General features: G+C 64.8%; 13 protein-coding genes. 7 read left to right on the plus strand and 6 right to left on the minus strand.

The features are described 5' to 3' along the window. The first annotated feature begins 5 nt into the window (after positions 1–5). The gene (gene cysK, locus YWC_RS0111395; RefSeq protein WP_027865486.1) at positions 6–938 is read left to right on the plus strand and encodes a cysteine synthase A; all 933 of its coding nucleotides are present in this window, start codon (positions 6–8) and stop codon (positions 936–938) included. Between the two features lie 21 nt (positions 939–959). On the opposite strand, the gene YWC_RS29105 is transcribed toward cysK, so the two are convergent. Continuing rightward, entirely contained in the window at positions 960–1967 is a 1008-nt protein-coding gene (locus YWC_RS29105; protein ID WP_051306397.1) for a cation diffusion facilitator family transporter, read from the minus strand. After that, complete coding sequence (locus YWC_RS0111405; protein WP_027865487.1) at positions 1964–2290, minus strand: ArsR/SmtB family transcription factor; 327 nt, start codon at positions 2288–2290, stop codon at positions 1964–1966. Before YWC_RS0111405 ends, YWC_RS29105 begins: the two co-directional genes overlap by 4 nt. Before the next feature lie 186 nt (positions 2291–2476). Between YWC_RS0111405 and YWC_RS0111410 the strand changes: the two genes are divergently transcribed. From YWC_RS0111410 to YWC_RS0111430, 4 genes are all read left to right on the plus strand, one after another. Next, complete coding sequence (locus tag YWC_RS0111410; RefSeq protein WP_027865488.1) at positions 2477–5341, plus strand: type VI secretion system Vgr family protein; 2865 nt, start codon at positions 2477–2479, stop codon at positions 5339–5341. A gap of 1 nt (position 5342) precedes the next feature. Continuing rightward, positions 5343–6146 (plus strand): DUF4123 domain-containing protein, encoded by an 804-nt coding sequence (locus YWC_RS31560; protein ID WP_051306398.1) that lies wholly within the window; start codon positions 5343–5345, stop codon positions 6144–6146. Between the two features lie 8 nt (positions 6147–6154). After that, positions 6155–6913 (plus strand): DUF3304 domain-containing protein, encoded by a 759-nt coding sequence (locus tag YWC_RS32055; RefSeq protein ID WP_169728111.1) that lies wholly within the window; start codon positions 6155–6157, stop codon positions 6911–6913. Between the two features lie 392 nt (positions 6914–7305). Further along, positions 7306–8946, plus strand: coding sequence for a phospholipase effector Tle1 domain-containing protein (locus YWC_RS0111430; protein WP_027865491.1), 1641 nt, complete (start codon positions 7306–7308; stop codon positions 8944–8946). Between the two features lie 18 nt (positions 8947–8964). On the opposite strand, the gene YWC_RS0111435 is transcribed toward YWC_RS0111430, so the two are convergent. The 3 genes from YWC_RS0111435 to YWC_RS0111445 are packed head-to-tail and all read right to left on the minus strand — an operon-like array spanning position 8965 to position 13246. Beyond that, on the minus strand, positions 8965–11784 hold the full coding sequence (locus tag YWC_RS0111435) for a M16 family metallopeptidase (RefSeq protein WP_027865492.1): 2820 nt from the start codon (positions 11782–11784) through the stop codon (positions 8965–8967). Between the two features lie 38 nt (positions 11785–11822). Next, entirely contained in the window at positions 11823–12749 is a 927-nt protein-coding gene (locus tag YWC_RS0111440; RefSeq protein WP_084416397.1) for a metallophosphoesterase family protein, read from the minus strand. A 14-nt stretch (positions 12750–12763) separates the two neighbouring features. Continuing rightward, positions 12764–13246, minus strand: a complete 483-nt coding sequence (locus YWC_RS0111445) for a CinA family protein (RefSeq protein ID WP_027865494.1) — start codon at positions 13244–13246, stop codon at positions 12764–12766. A gap of 294 nt (positions 13247–13540) precedes the next feature. Here YWC_RS0111445 and YWC_RS0111450 point away from each other — a divergent pair, with 294 nt between their 5' ends. Both YWC_RS0111450 and YWC_RS29115 read left to right on the plus strand, forming a co-directional pair. Next, on the plus strand, positions 13541–15556 hold the full coding sequence (locus tag YWC_RS0111450; RefSeq protein ID WP_027865495.1) for a sensor histidine kinase, YfiR-like protein-associated: 2016 nt from the start codon (positions 13541–13543) through the stop codon (positions 15554–15556). Further along, positions 15553–18204 carry an EAL domain-containing protein gene (locus YWC_RS29115; RefSeq protein ID WP_036214109.1) on the plus strand — a complete coding sequence of 884 codons (2652 nt, stop codon included), beginning with the start codon at positions 15553–15555 and terminating at the stop codon, positions 18202–18204. The genes YWC_RS0111450 and YWC_RS29115 overlap by 4 nt, the downstream gene beginning before the upstream one ends. Here YWC_RS29115 and thiL read toward each other — a convergent pair. Further along, positions 18197–19159: a thiamine-phosphate kinase gene (gene thiL / locus YWC_RS0111460; RefSeq protein WP_027865496.1), complete on the minus strand. Its 963-nt coding sequence runs from the start codon at positions 19157–19159 to the stop codon at positions 18197–18199. The two genes, YWC_RS29115 and thiL, sit on opposite strands and share 8 nt — an antisense overlap. Positions 19160–19297 lie beyond the last annotated feature (138 nt).

A 19297-nucleotide genomic window follows, 5' to 3' on the forward strand; every position in this document is an offset into this window, starting at 1 on the left:
CCGGCATGCGCATCGCGAACGACGTTACTGAACTGATCGGCAACACCCCCCTCGTACGAATCCGCAGGCTGGCCCCGAATGGCGGCGCCGAGATCCTCGGCAAGCTGGAATACCACAACCCGGCGCACAGCGTGAAGGACCGCATCGGCCTGGCCATGATCGAGGCCGCCGAGCGGGCCGGCATGATCAAGCCCGACACCGTCATCGTCGAACCCACCAGCGGCAACACCGGCATCGCGCTCGCGATGGTGTGCGCCGCGCGCGGCTACCGCTGCAAGCTGGTCATGCCCGAGACCATGAGCAACGAGCGGCGCATGCTGCTGCGCGCCTATGGCGCCGAGCTGGTGCTCACGCCGGGCAGCGAAGGCATGCTGGGCGCGATCCGCCGCGCCGAGGAACTGGTCGCCGCCGACCCGAACTGCTTCATGCCGCAACAGTTCAACAATCCGGCCAACCCGGAAATCCACCGCAACACCACCGCCGAGGAAATCTGGCGCGACACCGACGGCCGGGTCGACATCCTGGTGGCCGGCGTCGGTACCGGCGGCACCATCACCGGCGTGAGCGAAGTCATCAAGGCACGCAAACCCGGCTTCCAGGCCATCGCGGTGGAGCCGGAAGCCTCGCCCATGCTGTCCAAAGGGACCAAGGGACCGCACCCGATCCAGGGCATCGGCGCCGGCTTCGTGCCGGCGGTGCTCAATACCGGCGTCTACGACGAAGTGATCACCGTGAAGAACGAGGATGCCTTCGAGACGGCGCGCGTCGCGGCGCGCGAAGAGGGACTGCTGGTGGGGATTTCGTCGGGCGCCGCCTTGTGGGCGGCGGTGCAGGTGGCGCAGCGGCCGGAGAATGCCGGGAAGCTGATCGTGACGATCATTCCGTCGTTCGGCGAGCGTTACCTGAGTACGGCGTTGTACGCCAACCTGGCCGGCTAGAGTTCGCCGGCCCGGCCGCACTCAGTGCGCGTGGGCATGGTCGTGATCATGGTCATGGTCATGACCATGATGATCTCCCAGCGTACAGCCATGATGCGTCGTCCCTTCCTCCACCTGCAGCGTGCAGTGGTGGATCCCGAAGTCGCTGCGCAGCTTGGCCACCATCTCGTCCAGCACCCGGTCCCCCGGATACCCGCCCGGCATCACCACGTGCGCCGTCAGCGCGTTCTCGGTCGTGCTGATCGCCCAGATGTGCAGGTCGTGCACTTCCTTCACGCCAGGCTGGCTGCACAGGAAGCCGCGCACCGCGTTCGCATCCACGCCGGGCGGCACCGCCGCCATCGACAGCAGCACCGATTCGCGCAGCAGCGACCAGGTGCCGATCACGATCACGACCACGATCGCCAGGCTCACCGCCGGGTCGACCCAGGTCCAGCCGGTGCCCATGATGAGCAGACCCGAAATCACCACGCCCAGCGACAGCGCCGCATCGGCCGCCATGTGCAGGTAGGCGCCGCGCAGGTTCAGGTCGCTCTTGCTGCCGGCCATGAACAACCAGGCCGAGAAGCCGTTGATCGCGACGCCGATCCCCGCCACGATCGACACCGTCAGGCCCTGTACCGGCGCCGGCTCGCTGAAGCGTTGCACCGCTTCCAGGGCGATGGCGCCGCAGGCCACCATCAGGAGCAGGCCGTTGCCCAGCGCCGCCAGGATCGAGGAGCCGCGCAGGCCGTAGGTGTAGCGACCCGTCGGCGCGCGCTTGGCCAGCGCCGCCGCGCCCCAGGCCAGCACAAGGCCGAGCACGTCGGACAGGTTGTGACCGGCGTCCGCCATCAGTGCGGTGGAGTGGGCGATGAAGCCGTAGGTGAATTCGATGGCCACGAACAGCGCGTTGAGGCCGATGGCCAGCGCGAAGGCGCGCTCGTGCCCGGCCGGATCTGGCATGTGGTGATGGTGGTGGCCGAAACCATGGTGGTGGCCATGATCGTGGTCGTGATCATGGTGGTCGTGCGTGTGGGTGGTGCTCATGCGTCCATTCCGTTGACTGGTTCGGCGATGTGTTCGAACATGTTGGCGAGCAGGCTGCTGATGTGGGCGTCGGCAGCCGAATAGAAGACCTGCTTGCCCTGGCGCTCGGCCTTGACGATGCGCGCCGCGCGCAGCAGGCGCAGGTGGTGGCTGACCAGGGAGCTGGACAGGTCGAGGGAGGCGGCGATGTCCCCCACGGCGGTCGGCTGCGCCAGGCAGGCCAACACGATGCGCAGGCGGGTGGCGTCGCCGAGCAGGTGGAACAGGTCGGCCAGTTCTTCGACGGCGCCGGCCGCGTGTTCGAATTCGGTAGGTGTAGTCATGATTAACATGTGTAGATTTGTTCACATGTTAGGCGAAATGCTCGTGACCGGCAAGCAGTACGGCAGCTGAAAATTGATGCGATTGCGCAATGACTTGTCGGATCAGTCCGGTATGTTGGCCGATGTACTTTTATTTTCATACCGTCCGCTGAGTATCGCGGACTCACCGAAGAATAGCTTTCCCACATGACCACGATACTGGCGGAACAAATTGCCGTCGAGCTTGCCCGTTTTTCAAGCACGACAAGGCTCTATGAGCTGAGCATCGACGACAGCAGCGCTGACTTCGGTTCGAGAGAGTTGTTGGTCGAGGCTTTCCTGGCCGATGACGCCTTGAACGAGCTCGATGTGCGAGACCTCATTGTCCTGTCGACCAATGCCCACATACAGCTGGAAAAACTGCTGGGACAGTCGGCGAGCCTGCAGATTGCCCTGGCCAACCGTAGCCGCACCAGTTTCGCCGGGGAGATCAGCGAAGTAGCAATGCTTGGCAGCGACGGCGGCCTTGCTCGCTATCGGGTGCGCATCTCGCCATGGCTATGGCGTCTTGGCCAGGTACGCAACAGTCGCGTGTGGCAGGACAAGACCGTGATCGGGATCGTCGACTCGGTGTTTGAGGCTTATCTGCCGCTGGCGCAGTGGCGCTGGAGCGATGAGATTTCGTCTTTTATGGCAGGCACCGCGCCGCGCGGCTACTGCTGCCAGTACCGTGAATCCGACCTCGATTTCATACGCAGGATTCTGGCAGAAGAGGGAATCAACTGGCGCTTCGAACAGACCGACCAAGGACCTGCGATGCTACTGTTCGCCGACAGCAGCCACGGGAACGCGGTGCCGGAGGACCCCAGCAGCGAGATCGATGGCGGAATCCGCTATCACGGCGCCGGTGCCGTCGAACATCAAGACACGGTGCAAGCCCTGGTTGCGCAATGCCGCCTTCATGCTTCGCTTACCACTGTGCTGAGTTATGACTACAAGGCCAGGCAGATAGTGGCCGCTGCTTCGCCTAGCCGTCTGTCCAGTCATCGCAGCTTGTCTGGCTTGGAAACCTGTGATGTGCCCGGCCAATACGCATTCAAAGATCGGCGCCATGCTCGAGGCCACGCCGACCTGCGGATGGAAGGGCAGGAAGCGCGCAGCCACTTGTGGCGTGGCCGTTCGACAGTCCGTAGCCTGCGTCCGGGGACGCGTCTCACCATCACCGGTGCGCCGCTGCAAGAGCTCGGTGAGTCGGCGGGGTTCACCGTGTTGCGCGTGACGAGCGTGGGCGTCAATAACCTGCCCCCGCCGGCACAGCATGCGCTCGCAGAACTATTCGGACCCCTTCCCGAATTGCTGCAGGAGTGCAGGCGCCCACATGCGCTTGATGACATGGCGCTCGCCGTCGGCCGGGCTGTCGAATCCGGATATGCCAACTGCTTCGAGGCAGTCCCGGCTGCGTTGCCGTGGCGCCCTTGGCTGCCAGGCTGCGTTGATGGTGCTGAGCCGAAACCGACTGCCATGGGTGCGCAGAGCGCGGTCGTCATCGGCTCTGATGGCAACGACGAGCCAAACGGCGCGGATGAACTGTATTGCGACCGGCTGGGTCGGATACGCATTCGCTTTCACTGGCAGGACAGCGGCAATGCGAGCTGCTGGGTTCGGGTCGCTCAGCGGGCGGCCGGCGGCAGCGTGGGCAGCCAGTTCTTGCCGCGCATTGGGCAGGAAGTGCTGGTGCAATTCCTGGAAAATGATATCGACCGGCCGATCGTCGTGGGCGCCCTGTACAACGGACAAGGCGAGAGTGGAATTGCGCCGACGCCAGGAGGCAGGACTATCCGGCGGCACGACGAGACCTGCTTTGGGCGTGCCAATGACCATGCGACCTCAGCGCAAGGCGAACTAGCTGGCGGCTACAGTCCGGTATGGCACGGCGCCTCGGGCGACAATAGCGGCCACCGGAATACTGCCTCACAGTTGGGCGTGCGCAGCAAGGAATTCGGCGGCTCGGGCTACAACCAACTCGTGTTCGATGACACCGATGCGCAGGGCCGCGTTCAGCTCAAGTGCACCCATGTTGCGGCAGAACTGAGTCTTGGGCATCTGATCCATTCAGCTGACAATTACCGTGGCAGCGTCCGCGGCCTAGGCGCCGGACTGCATACCGATGCATATGGCGCTGTGCGGGCGGCTGGGTTGCTGGTGACGAGTTACGGTGCCACACATAACTCAGCCCGTAGAGAACCTGCTGGCGAGAACAAGGGGGGCCTTGGCGTTTTACGTCAGGCAGCCTCCCTCGCCGCAAGCTTTCATTCAGCCGCGACAACGCATCAGGCGGTCGGTTTCGCTTCGCATAAAGGGGCCATGACGGCCCATACGAGCGTGCTGGACGATAAGAACGCCCCGCTCGAGGCGATGCTGACTTCGGTGTCGGGCATGGTTGGCAGCGACAGCCTGGACCGAGCCAGGACAGACGCGGCTGCCAGGACCACGAATGACGGTGACGGCAAGTTGCCGCATGCGAGCGACCCGATCATGACGTTTGCGGCGAACGACGACTTCAGCGCGATGGCAGGACAGAGCTTCCAGTTGGCAAATGGCAAAACGCTTTCTGTGTTGAGCGGACAAGATGTCCAATTTGTCGACGGTGGACAGTCACGTTTGCATACGGGCCAGGCCATCGGCGCTTTGGCGGGCGCCGTCAAAGCCGGAGAACAAGGCCTTGGTTTGCAGATGATCGCCGCCGCGGACGCCATGGATATTCAGTCACAGGCGGACGGTATCGCAGTGCAGGCGCGGGACGAGGTGACGCTCACCAGTGTCAGTGCGCGCATCGACCTGGCCGCAGCAAAAAGGCTCAGCCTGTCGACAGCGGGCGGGGCAAATATCACGATCGAAGGCGGAAACATCACGTTCCAGTGTCCCGGCAAGCTCACCGCACATGCCGGAAAGAAGAGTTTCTCCGATCCGGCGAAGCTGGATTTCGAGATGCCGGCACTGCCACGCAGTATCTGCATTGCCTGCCTCAAGAAATCATTGGCTGCGGCCCCCGCCTTCACGATGGTGGAATGACATGTTCATCGATGCGTTTTCCATTCAATGGCTGGACGATCTGCATGCACGTGCGGCGCAGCTGGCTCCGGCTGATCGACTGTATGTCCTCGTCGACGGCGCATTCCTTCCTGGCTTGCACAAGAAGCTCGCAAGCGAACGCAAAGCCATTCTGTTTGCTTTGCTCCCGGGCTGTTCGGAAGAAGCGGGGAACGCGTCGCCATTCCTCACACCGTTTGACCCTGCGGACAAGACATTGAAGGCATTGCTGCAGCGCTGCGACCGCTGGCCGATGCTCAGCGTGATCGCCACGCCGGAATCCCTCGAGCAACTGGCACGCCGCTTGTCAGCCTGGTGTGTCATCGAGGTGGACGGCCAGGTTTTCAATTTCAGATTTCCAGATACGCGGCGCTTACCAGCCATTGTCGATGTGCTCAATCCGACACAGCGCGCCCAGTTCCTTGGTCCGGCGACGGGCTGGACCTACATCGGGCGGGATGGTTGCTGGCATGCGCTTTCAGTCGAGAGTTCAAGTGAGTGCGCCGCTGATAACCCGGTGCTGGATGAACGCCAGTTCGCAGTCCTGGCTGGAGATAGCCATGCCGATGAGTTGATGGCCTTGCTGGGTGACCGCGGGCATGAAGTCTATAACCGTCCTTCGAGAACGCATGCGCTGCTCAGCGCAGCATTAGGCGCTGCACGGAAGGCAGGTATGGGCGATCACAGTCTGATCGAATGGTGCGAATGGTTCTGGAAGCAGGATCTCTTATGTGAAGAAGCAGCCGTAGCCAACATGCTGCAGACCTGGCGAAGGACATCATCATGAGGACGAACATGCTCAAGCCGATCTGGAAATATGCTGTACCGGTGCTGGCCTGCCTGTTGATTCAACCCGCTCTCACCGCGTGTAGTGAGTCAACAACCGTGGACGTCAATCTTCATGGCGTCAACCACACCGTGGACACGTTTAGTTATTCCGTCAAGAATCCGGCGCTCAAGGATCAACCCGCCGCAGGCGGCGAACTGATAGATCCTTATGGGGCCGGTGGGACGACGTGTTGCGCGACGCTGCCCAAGACTTGGCGTCCCGGTATCAAACTGCAGGTGAACGCGACGCACTGGGTAGATAGAGGTCCAGAAAAGGGGCTGCTTGAAGTTAAGGAAACCCACCTCGTCGAGGTCCCACAATACCCTGACGGCAAGCCTGGTGAGCTGTGGGTGTTGCGTACCCCGGACGGTAAGGTCGCTGTCGTATCTAGTGACTTTCAGCCCGACCATCCGAATTGGCCAGGGCAAATAAAAGGCTGGCCGGTTCCCTCTCATGAGTATCGCCTAGAACGGTGGAAAATTTTTCTAAATTATCACCTTGCCAGCGTGGATGCTGCGCTATCCCTACTTCATGATTTGGAAGAGGATCCGAAGAAGGGGTGTATAGAAGCGTGGGAACATGCAAAACAATATGATCGTGACAGTATTAAAGCGTTTACTGGTCCGGAAGACCCACGATATCTTGTGCAACTTAAAAAAGACTACGAAAAATTCTTTGAGAACAGCAAGAACAGAGTAAATCAAGTTATGGAGGAGAAGCCATGACAATGATGCTTGCTCCATTAGTAGGCGAAAACTTTTCCTCTGTGGTCGATCCGAGCATATTTTTTCAAAGAAGGAAATAAGGGATATGTCGGAACGCTATGATATACGGGAGCGTCCGCCAATTGGAATTCCGGAGAAATCGTGCAATACAAACTTGTTCTTCGGCTTTTTTTTTTGACGGTACCAAGAATAACTACGAACAAGCCGAGACCACGAAGAACCATTCGAACGTCGCCCGCCTCTACGATTGTTACCCCGGCTTGAGCGTCCCTGGAGTCCTTCCCACTTCGACTGACTGGGTACACGAACTGCCCAGATATAAGCATTTCTTCCGAGTCTATGTCCCGGGCGTCGCATCCCCTTTCCCGCAAGTAGGCGATAATGGAACCGGCATGCAAGCTACCTCCGGCGCCGCAGCAGGCGGATTCGGCGACTTCAGGATAGTGTGGGCATTGATCCAGGCCGTGAACAACCTTCACCGGTTTCTTCTGAAGACGCCGCTGATATCGGCAACGGAAGAAAAAGAGCTGTGCCGGACCCTCATCCTGAATAAAAGCACACGCGCACTCCTTGATGGCAGGGGAGGCGACCTCGGCTTGAACAGTCGCGAAAAGCAGGTGCCACAAAAATTCAAGGAAATGCTGCTGAGATTGCATGAGGCCGTTTCCAGGCATTGGCCGAACGAGAAAACAGGCAAGCCGGCCAAGATTGACCCGGGTATCGTCAAGACGATCTATATGTCGGTGTTCGGTTTTTCGCGCGGCGCCACGGAAGCCCGTGTGTTCGTAAACTGGCTGCAATCCCTTTGCAAGCTGGACGCCAGGCTTAGAGGGAAAACGGGAGCGATGTCGCTGGGTGGCTTTCCGGTGCACTTCGACTTCCTGGGTCTGTTCGATACCGTCGCTTCCGTTGGATCCGCAAACTCGTTTGGGTTCTTCGATGGGCATGGACTTTGGGCAGATGCCGAAGACAGCATGCGTGTCCCGGCAGGCATGAACTGCCTGCATCTCGTTGCTGCGCACGAGCTGCGCCGCAGCTTTCCGGTCGATTCGATCTCGGTCAACGGCGTCCTCGCCGAAGGCTGCACGGAAATCGTCGTGCCCGGGGTACATTCGGACGTCGGCTGCGGCTACTGTCCCGGCGAACAGGGGCGCGGAACCGATCCGGCGGGAGCGGACATGCTGACGCGAATTCCGCTCCTGATGATGTACAAGGCCGCTCGCCTGAACGGTGTTCCCTTGAAGCTTGAGCTGGCTAGCCCGGTTGCGAAGCAAAGGTTCGCCTTGAAGCCTGAGGCGATCGCCGCCTTCAACGCCTACATCGCGACGTGCAAGGAAACGAAAGGCCCGATTCACCGGATCATGCGCGAGCAGGCGCGCAAGCAGATCGAGTGGCGGCTGGCCCGGCGGGTCACCGGAACGACCCCATTGCATAAGAGCCCGAGCTTCCTCCGTTCATCCGTGTTCGACCAAAACGATCTCCACAGCGCGGCCCATGAATTCGAAGAGGAGATCAAGGCATTTGTTACCTGGCTCAAGGAGAAGGGCAGGCAGTTCATCCCTTCAGTTCAGAAAGCCGGATTCGGCAACAGCCATGCGGCCGAGTGGGAAGAGACTGCGACCTGGTGGGAAAAGGAAAAGAGCCTGAATCCAGCTGTACTGGAGTTCTTCGACAACTATGTCCATGACTCCAGGGCCTGGTTCAAGCTCATACCCGGTAATCCGGACAACGAAAAAGACATGCTGACCATGCTCGATAAATGGGTAAAGCGACGCAAGGCGGTGGCAAGCCATAACGAAGTTCGATCCAAAATGCGTGGCCGGGGAAACTCTGTATATCAAATGCGCGCAGACGATGGACTGAACGAAGAGCAGCGACGTGCCGTGGAGGAATACCAGAAGCACGGCAAGATTCCTCGCCTTGTTACTGAAGGACGGGAGCCTTGGGGGTCTGCTTCCGATCTGATCGCCTGCGCAGGCTATCTGAGATTCCGGAAAATCTACGCAGGCTCGGATTCCGATCTCATCTCCTGATTTGCAACCGGAGCAAATTCATCGGACGCGCGGCAACTGCCCATCGCTATCGCGCACCTCCACCGCCCCCAGCCCGAGCGGCTGCAGCTGCGGCAGGATGCGCTTGCGATCACCCACGGCGACCACCTTCATCTTGTCCGGCGCCAGGTACTTGCGCGCCGCGGCCTGTACCTGCGCCGCCGTGACGGCCGAGATTTGGGCGGGCAGGCGCGCGTAGTAGTCGAGCGGCAGGCCGTAGATGAAGATGTCGGCCATGCTGGCGCCGATGTCGGCATTGGTCTCGAAAGCCCCGGGCAGCGACAGCACCTGGGCATCGCGGGCGGTGTCGAGCTCGGCGGCCGGCAGCGGCGCATCGCGCATCGCGCTCACTTCGCTGAAGATCTCGCGCACCGAGTCGCCGGTGGCGTCGCGCCGCACGCTGCTGGCGATGACGAAGGGGCCGGGCGTGCGGTCGTAGCGGAACCAGGACGAGATGCCGTAGGTGTAGCCCTTGGTCTCGCGCAGCTTGTCGTTGAGGCGGCTGGAGAACATGCCCCCCAGCGCACCGTTCAGGACCTGCAGCGCCGGGAAGTCCGGCGTCGTGCGCGCCACCCCGATGCTCGTCACGCGCAACGCGGTCTGCACCGCGCCCGGCTGGTCGACCAGCACCAGGCGCGCGGGCGTGCCGGCGGGCTCGCCCGCACCGCCGTCGGGGACGTCGGCACGCGCCCAGGCCGCGAAGCGCGCTTCCACCAGCGCCTTCAGTTCGCCGCGCGCGATGTCGCCCGACACCACCAGCGCGGCATTCCCGGGCACGTAGTGGCGGCGCCAGAAGTCCACCAGGTCGTCGCGCGTGACGGCGCGGATCGCCGGTTCGGTGCCGAGCTGGCCATAGCCCTTCGGATGTCCGCTGCCGTACAAGGCGCCGGCCGCGGCCACCGCGGCCACGGATTCGGGATCGTCGCGCTGCTGGATCAGTTCCCCGATCCGGTCGGCGCGCTGGCGCTCGACTTCGGCGTTGGGGAAGGCCGGGCGCAGCACGATGTCGGCCATGATGTCGAGCGCCGGCGCGAAGTTCGCGCGCAGCGACAGCAGCGACACCATGGAGGCGTCGGCGCCGGTGCCGGTGTCGAGGAAGGCGCCGAGCTGCGCGATCTCGTCGGCAATTCTAGGAGCGCTGCGCGTGGCCGTGCCTTCCTCCAGCATCTGCGCCGTGAAGCCGGCCAGGCCCGGCACGCCGGCGGGGTTCTCGGCGCTGCCGCTGCGCACCACCAGCTGGGCCGCCACCAGCGGCAGGCCCGGCTTGTAGTGGTGGATCACGGTGAGGCCGTTGGCGAGCTTGAAGGACTCGCCCTGCGGCAGCGTGAAGCGCGGGGCCGGCCCCGCCTTCGGCTGCTGCGCGCGCCAGGGCTCCGGCACATTGGTCGCTTCATGCGCGGCCACGGCGGCCGGCTTGGCGGCCTTGCCGGCTTTCGGCGCAGGCGCAACCCGCGGGTCGTCGATGACGGGCTTGCCGGGCAGGCCGGTGACCACCGCGCGCGCCTGCTGGCGCAGGTAGGCACGCACGGCGCGCTGCACGTCGGCGGGCGTGATGCTGCGCAGCTGCGCCACGTCTTTTGCCAGGTAGCCCGGGTCGCCGGTGTACTGGTTGTAGTGGTTGAGCTGGTCCGCCAGTCCGTCGCCGCCCAGCTTTTCGACGGTGCTCAGGAGCGCGGTCTCGAGGCTGTTGCGGGCGCGCTCGACTTCGCGCTGCGAGGGGCCGTGATCGCGCAGCTGGGCCAGCTCGGCGTCGATCGCCGCTTCCAGCGCGCGCGCTTCGACGCCGGGGCGCGCGGTGACGTCGATGACGAAGGTCGACACCAGGCCCTGGGAGTTCTGGCTGGCGTCAACGTCCTGGGCGATCTGGCGCTCGTACACCAGCTTCTTGTACAGCCGGCTCGATTTGCCGCCGCCGAGGATCTCGGCCGCCACCGCCAGCTCGGTGTCGCCCGGCTGGTAGGCAGGCGGCGTGAGCCAACCCATGAAGATGCGCGGCAGCTCCACGCGGTCGCGCACGACCACGCGGCGCTCGCTGGTGATCGGCGGCGTCGTTATGCTGGGGCGCGCCACCGGCGGGCTGCGCTTGAAACTGCCGAAGTAGCGTTCGACCAGGGCGCGCGTTTTCGCCTTGTCGATGTCGCCGGCGATCACGATGCTGGCGTTGTTCGGCCCGTAGTAGTGCTGGAAGAACTGGCGCACGTCGTCGAGTTTCGCGTTCTGGATGTCGGCGTGCGAGCCGATGATCGAGGCGTAATACGGATGGCCCTTCGGGAACAGCGCATGCGCCAGCGCTTCCTGCACCAGGCCGTAGGGTTCGTCCTCGACGGTCTCGCGGCGTTCGTTGCGCACCACGTCCTGCTGGTTGGTGAGCGCCTTCTGGTCGAGCACGTCGAGCAGGTAGCCCATGCGGTCGGCGTGCACCCACAAGGCCAGCTCCAGCTGGTTGGAGGGCACGGTGTCGTAGTAGCTGGTCTGGTCGTAGCCGGTGCCGCCGTTGCTGTCGGTGGCGCCGGCGCCTTCCAGCAGGCGGTCGGCCATGCCGCGCGGGATGTGGCGCGTCTGCGCGAACATCATGTGCTCGAACAGGTGGGCGAAGCCAGTCAGGCCGGGCGCTTCGTTGGCCGGGCCGACGTGGTACCAGATGTTCACTGCCACGATCGGCAGGCGCCGGTCTTCGACCAGGATCACTTGCAGGCCGTTGGGCAGGGTGGTTTTTTCGAAAGCGACGGTGGGCAGGGGCGGCGGCGCCGACTGGGCGCCAGTGGGTGGAGCGAATGTGGTCATCATCAATATCAGGGCGAGCAGCCGGCAGTATCTCATGTGGTGCTCCTTCTGTGGCGCTCAGTGTCGGTGATGACTCAGTGGCAACTGCCGCGTCCGTGATCGGGCGTGGCCCCAGGCGGCACCTGGCTGGGGTCTGCCGGCAGGAAGCGCCACGCGTAGGCGCCGTCCAGCAGGCGCAGCTCCAGCACCCCGTCGTAGCTGGCTTCGCGCACCTCGCTGTTCGGCGTGAACTGCAGGAAGGGCGTGGCATAGGCGCCGCCGGTGCCGACCACGAACTGGCGCACGCCCCTGGCGCGGTCGAGCCGGCCGTCGGCATCCTGCGGCGCGAAGCGTTCGTAGTCATGGTCGTGGCCGGACAGGACCAGCTCGGCGCCGGCAGCATGCAGCAGCGCGAAGGCGTCGCGCAAGCGTCCTTGTTCGCGGAAATGGCCGCCCGAGGTGTACAGCGGATGGTGCCAGAAGGCGAGCGTGCAGGCGGCCTTCTCGCGCGCCAGTGTGTCGCGCAGCCAGCCGATCTGCTCGGCGTGCGCCGCCCCTTCCAGGTTGCTGTCGAGCGACACCACCAGCCAGCTGCCGAGCCGCAGGCTGTACCAGCTCTTTCCTTGCGGTTTGGCCCGCGCGCCGAAATACGCGAAGTAGGGGGCGGCGCCCGGCGTCGCGTATTCATGATTGCCGGGCGTGGGCCAGGTGCGCTCACGGAAGCGTCCCCAGGTCGGGTGGTAGCAGTGTTCGAACTCGGCCGCCGCGCCGACCGGGTAGGTGTGGTCGCCCAGCGACAGCACGGCGGACCTGGGATTGGCGCGCAGCAGTGGTTCCACCAGTTTGGCGGTGGCGGCCGCGCCCGACCAGCGCGGATCGGGGTGCTTGCAGCGCGCGATGTCGCCCGCCGCATACACGGTGTACCCGGCGGTATCGGTGTCGGCAGCGGCCTGGGCACATCCCGGCCCGGCGGCTGCGAGCAGCGCCAGGCCGCCCAGCAGGCGCGGCGCCATGCCAGTCATCGAGGCTTGCCTGCCTACTCGATGAAGCGCAGCAGGCCCTGCAGCGCATGCGCCACGGTCTGCTCGCGCACCGCCTTGCGGTCGCCCTGGAACACCAGGCGCTCGGTATAGGTCGTGTCGCCGCGCGACCAGCCGAAACAGACCGTGCCCACCGGCTTGCCCGGCACCGCGCCGGTCGGTCCGGCGATGCCGGTGGTCGACACCGCGACGTCGGCCGTGCTGTTGGACAGCGCCCCCTCGGCCATCTTCCCGGCCACTTCCTCGCTCACCGAGCCGAATTGCGCGATGAGCGCGGCCGGCACGTCCAGCAGCTCGGTCTTGGAGTTGTTGGAATAGGTGACAAAGCCGCAATCGAACCAGCCGGTGGAACCCGGGATTTCGGTGATTGCCTGGGAGATGCCGCCCCCGGTGCAGGATTCGGAGGTGGCCAGCACCAGGCGCTTGGCCTCGAGCGCCCGGCCAACTTTCGTAGCAAGATCTAGGATATCGTTCGTCACGTGAAGCTCCTTTGAATGCAATTGACCGCGCTATAAGCGATGAGCGGGCCGAGGCCGATGTGGCGCACGCGAGCGGCGCGCGGTTTCATTCTAGCGCGGTCCGTGCCGCACTGACACAGAAAGCGTGCACTTCAAGCATGCATGCATGCTTTACCCGTCATGCATACTGGATGAATCGTGAAAAGTTCCGTGCGACATGACACGAAGGCGTCGGCTATGCTGTTTGCGCCGCCGCGTCCGGCCGGAGGCATTTGTATTGACAATTCCGTTTGAGGTAGGACCCTTGGAGGCCGCATGACCCATCGCCGTTCGATCCGCAGCAAGCTGGTGCGGGCGGTGATGACCACCACGTTCGTCGCCTTGCTGGTGTCGGTGGCGATCATCATCTTCTACGACCTGCGCAGCTACCACCGCAGCCTGCTGAACGACCTCGCCACCCAGGCGGAACTGGTCGGCCACATGAGCTCGGCCGCGCTGACCTTCGACGATCCGCGCCTGGCCAAGGAGAACCTGGCGCTGCTGCGCACCCGCCCCCAGGTGCGCGCCGCCGCCATCTACGACGCCAACGGCGAGCTGTTCGCTTCCTACCAGGCGGCCGGCGAGGCGAGCGGGCTGCCCGAGCGCCTGCCCGCCGTCCCCGCCAGCGATCGCGACAACCTGGTCATCCACCACCGCATCGTCGAGGATGGCGACGCGCTCGGCACGGTGTACCTGCGCGCCGAGAACCAGCTGCTGGCGCGCACGGTCGACTACCTCAGCATCGCCGCGGGCGTGACGCTGCTGGCCATGTTCGTGGCCTACCTCCTGATGCGCCGCATGGGCCGGGTGGTGACGGCGCCGATCGTGGCCATCACCGAGATCGCGCGCGACGTGGTCGCCACCCGCGATTATTCGCGCCGCGCGCCGCGCATCAGCAACGACGAGGCCGGGGAGCTGGTCGATTCCTTCAATGCCATGCTGACCGAGATCGAAGGGCGCACGCGCGAACTGGAGACCTCGAGCAGCGAAATCGCGCGCGAGGCCGCGGAACGCTCGCGCGCGCAGCAGGAAGTCATGCGCCTGAACGAGCAGCTGGAGCAGCGCGTGGACGAGCGCACCCTGCAGCTGGCGCTGGCCAACGCCGAGCTGGCCAATGCGATCGAAGAGGCGCGCAGCGCCAACCAGGCCAAGTCGGCTTTTCTTTCGTCGATGAGCCATGAGCTGCGCACGCCGCTCAACGCGATCCTGGGCTTCGCCCAGATCCTGACTTCCGACACGCTGCCCTCGACCCTCGAGCAGAAGAAGGAGTTCGCCAACCATATCCTGAAGAGCGGCCGGCACCTGCTCACCCTGATCAACGAGATCCTCGACCTGGCCAAGGTCGAGTCGGGCACGGTGACGCTGTCGATGGAGCCGGTGGCGCTCTCCAACACGCTGCTGGAAACCCGCACGATGGTCGAGCCGATCGCGGCAAGCCGCGGCGTGCGCGTGCTGTTCCCGGAAACGCCTGGCGCGGTGGTGCTGGCCGACCGCACCCGCTTGAAACAGGTCCTGCTCAACCTGCTCTCCAACGGGGTGAAGTACAACCGCGAGGCCGGCGCCGTGGTGGTCACCTGCGAACAGGTGGCCCCGACCCGGCTGCGCCTGTCGGTGCAGGACACCGGCGCCGGCCTCGATGCCGAACAGGTGGCGAGCCTGTTCCAGCCCTTCAACCGGCTCGGCCAGGAGGGCGGCAGCCAGGAGGGCACCGGCATCGGGCTGGTGGTCACCAAGCGCCTGGTCGAGCTGATGGGCGGCGAGATCGGCGTGTCCAGCAGCCCGGGCATGGGCAGCGTGTTCTGGATCGAACTGGCCACCACCGCGCCGCTGGCGGCGCAGGCGGAGGACGCGGCCGGCGAGGTGCAGGAAGTCCATACCGTGCCGGACGAAGGAGAACCGCAGCTGATTCTGTACGTCGAGGACAACCCCGCCAACCTGCGCCTGGTGGAAGAGATCGTGCGCTTCCGTTCCGACCTGCGCCTGCTGTCGGCGCACGACGGCCACGTCGGCCTGTCGCTGGCGCGCGCGCACCAGCCGGCGATCATCCTGATGGACCTGAACCTGCCGGGCATGAGCGGCATCGAGGTGCTCAGGCAGCTGCGCGCCGACCCGCTCACCGCCGGCATCCCGGTCATCGCCCTGACCGCCAACGCCATGCAGCGCGACATCGAGCGCGGCATGGCCGCGGGCTTCACCCGCTACCTGACCAAACCGATCGACATCGACAAGTTCACCGACGCGATCAACAGTACGCTGGCCAAAGCAAAGCCAGCCGAAAGGAAGGCCGAATGATTTCACTGTCCGACATCCGCCGCGCGCGCATCCTCGTCGTGGACGACGAACCCGTCAACGTCCAGCTGCTCGAATACCTGCTGAAGACGACCGGGTACGAGAACGTCTCGGCTACCTGCGACCCGCGCCAGGTGGTGTCGATGCACCTGAAGCATCGCTTCGACCTGATCATCCTCGACCTGCACATGCCGGCCATGGACGGCTTCGACGTGATGGAGGCGCTCAAGCCGCTCGAGAGCGATTCCTGGCTGCCGGTGCTGGTGGTGACGGCCGAGCCGGACAAGAAGCTGGCGGCGCTGGAAGCGGGCGCGCGCGACTTCATCGGCAAGCCCTTCGACACCGTGGAGGTGATGACGCGCATCCGCAACCTGCTGGAAGTGCGCCTGCTGCACCGCGAGTCGCAGGACTACGGGGTGCAGCTGGAGCGCGAGGTGTGCGAGCGCACCGCCGAGCTGGCGCGCTTCCGCGGCGCGATGGATGCGACGCCGGACGCGATCTTCCTGATCGATACCGCCTCGATGGCGATGGTCGACGTCTCGGACGGCGCCTGCCGCATGCTCGGCTTCTCGCGCGAGGCGCTGCTGCGCATCGACCCGGTGGCGCTGGGCCTGGCCACGCGCCAGCTGCTCGAGCGCCACCTGGCGGCCGATGCGCTGGCCCATGGCGGCGCGCTCACCTCCGCGCCCGGCGCGGACGGCGAGGGAGACAAGCCGGAATTCGGCGCGCTGCCCGGCGACATCGTCGAGACCGAGCTGCTGCGCGCCGGCGGGCAGGGCGCGGTGCCGGTGGAGATCAGCTGGAAGCTGCAGGACCTGGGCAAGAGCCGCATGCTGATCGCGGTGGCGCGCGACATCAGCGAGCGCCTGCACGCCCAGGAACGCCTGCGCCACATGGCCAGCTACGATGCGCTCACCGGCCTGCCGAACCGCACCCTGTTCTTCCAGAACCTGCGCGACGCCATCGAGCTGGCGCGCGACAAGAACTGGCGCGTGGCGGTGCTGTGCATCACGCTCGACCGCTTCAAGATCATCAACGATTCGCTCGGCACCTCGCGCGGCGACGAGCTGCTGCGCCAGTTCAGCACGCGCCTGGTGCGCGTGGTGCGCCTGCGCGACACGGCCGGGCGCCTGGGCGGCGACGAGTTCGCCCTGATCCTGACCATGACGCGCGACCAGCAGGAGGCGGTGAACGTCGCCAACGAGATCCGCGAGTCGCTGCGCGCGCCCTTCGACCTGCACGGCCAGCAGGCCGCGCTGACGGCCAGCATCGGCATCGCCATGTACCCGGAGGACTCGACCGAGCCGGGCACCCTGATCAAGTATGCCGACACCGCGATGGTGCGCGCCAAGGAAGCGGGGCGCGACGGCTACCGCTTCTTCACCGCCGGGATGAACGTGCAGGTGCTGGCGCGCCTGGACCTCGAGCTGGCGCTGCGCAGCGCGCTCGAGGACAAGCAGTTCGTGCTGTACTACCAGCCCAAGCTGGAACTGAATACCGGCCGCATCTCGGGCGTGGAAGCGCTGCTGCGCTGGAACCGGCCGGGCTTCGGGCTGGTCTACCCGGCCGAGTTCGTGCCGCTGATGGAGGAAACCGGGCTGGTGGTGCGGGTCGGCGAATGGATCGTCGACGAAGCCTGCCGCCAGATCGCGGCCTGGAACGCAAGCGGGGTGCGCGACGTGCGGGTGGCGGTGAACGTGTCCAGCCGCCAGTTCGTCGAAGGCGACCTGGAAAGCGTGATCCGCGCGGCGCTCGACAAGCACGGGGTCGAGCCCGGCATGCTGGAGCTGGAACTGACGGAAAGCGCGCTGATGTCCAATGCCGAGCACACCATCGCCGTGCTGGGCCGGCTGAAGGAACTCGGGATCCGCATTGCGATCGACGACTTCGGCACGGGCTACTCGAGTCTAGCCTACCTCAAGCGCTTCCCGATCGACAAGCTGAAGATCGACATCGCCTTCGTGCGCGACATCGTGACCAATCCGGACGATGCGGCGATCGCACTGGCCATCATCAGCATGGCGCACAGCCTGCACATGCAGGTGATCGCCGAAGGCGTGGAGACGCGCGCGCAGATGGCGTATTTGCGGCGCAACCGCTGCGACGAGATCCAGGGCTTCCACTTCTCGCGCGCGCTGCCCGCCGACGAGCTGGCGCGGCGGGTAGAAGACAACCGCGCCCAGCCGGACCAGCCGAAGGACCAGGACGACAAGGTCCAGACCCTGCTCATCGTGGACGACGACGTCAACGTGCTGACCGCGCTGCACCGCCTGTTCAGGCGCGATAACTACCGGGTGCTGACGGCCTCCTCGCCGGCCGAGGGTTTCGAACTGCTGGCGCTGTACCGGGTGCAGGTGATCCTGTGCGACCAGCGCATGCCGGTCATGAGCGGCACCGAGTTCCTCAGCAAGGTCAAGGAGATGTATCCGGAGACCATCCGCATCATCCTGTCGGGCTATACCGGTGTGGAGACGGTGCTCGATTCGATCAACCGCGGGGCGATCTACCGCTTCTACACCAAGCCCTGGCACGACCTGCAGCTGCGCGAGAATATCCGGCTGGCGTTCCGGCACTACTGGCTGACCTACGGGCCCTACGACGATCGCAAGACGCCACGTGAAGATGCGGAGAAAACGGGCGCGGTCAGCTGAAGTGATCCCACCCGCTCAGCTTGAGATCGAGCGGTATTCCCTGAGCATCCACGAAGCGCAGCCCTGGCGCCGCCTCGATCCAGCCAACGCGGGTGACAGGCGTGCCGCTGCGCCGTCCGGCTTCCAGCACCGCTTCCCGGTTCGCCGCCGGCGCCGTGAAGCACAGCTCGTAATCGTCGCCGCCCGCCAACGTGAAGCGGCGCCGCAGCTCGAGCGGTTGCCGCGCCAGCACCGGCCCGGCCGGCAGCGCGTCCACCTCCAGCGTGGCGCCGACCTTTGACGCCGCCAGGATGTGCCCGAGGTCCCCCACCAGCCCGTCCGACACATCGAGGGCCGCATGCGCGACCGGCTGCGCCGCCAGCGCCAGCCCCAGGGCCAGGCGCGGCGCCGGCATGTGCATGCGCTCGGCCGCCTGCGCGTGGTCCTCGTCGGGCAGCGCCACTTCCGCCAGGTAGCCGGCCAGGGCCAGCCGCGCGTCGCCCAGCGTGCCCGAGATCCAGATGTCGTCCCCCACGCGCGCCGCATCGCGCCGCAGCGCATGCCCGGGCGCCAGCTCGCCGAACACCGTGATGCAGATGTTCAGCGGTCCCTTGGTCGTATCGCCGCCGATGAGCTCGCAGCCGTGGGCGTCGGCCAGCGCGAACAGCCCGCGCGAGAAACCCTCCAGCCAGGTCGGATCGGCGGCCGGCAGTGCGAGCGCCAGCGTGAAGCCGACCGGGCGCGCGCCCATCGCCGCCAGGTCCGACAGGTTCACCGCCAGGCTCTTATGACCCAGATTGACGGGATCGGCGCCGGCGAAGAAATGCCGGTCCTCGACCAGCATGTCGCTCGAGATCGCCATCTGCATGCCGGGGGAGGGCGTGAGCAGGGCGCAATCGTCGCCGATGCCCAGGTCGGCCCGGCCAGGGCGCTCGCGCTTGAAGAATTGTTTGATGAGGTCGAATTCGGAAAGCATCTGCGCATTGTAATCGCCCCCTTTAACTAGAAGCTGAGCTAATGGTAGAGCTTGAATTATTAGCAATACTTATATATCTATGACTGCCTGTTGAAAATACGTAGCCTTTGTCAACTGTTCGTCTGATAAAATTGGAGG

This window comes from Massilia alkalitolerans DSM 17462 (assembly GCF_000427785.1).
In the GTDB taxonomy this organism is placed as follows: domain Bacteria; phylum Pseudomonadota; class Gammaproteobacteria; order Burkholderiales; family Burkholderiaceae_D; genus Telluria; species Telluria alkalitolerans.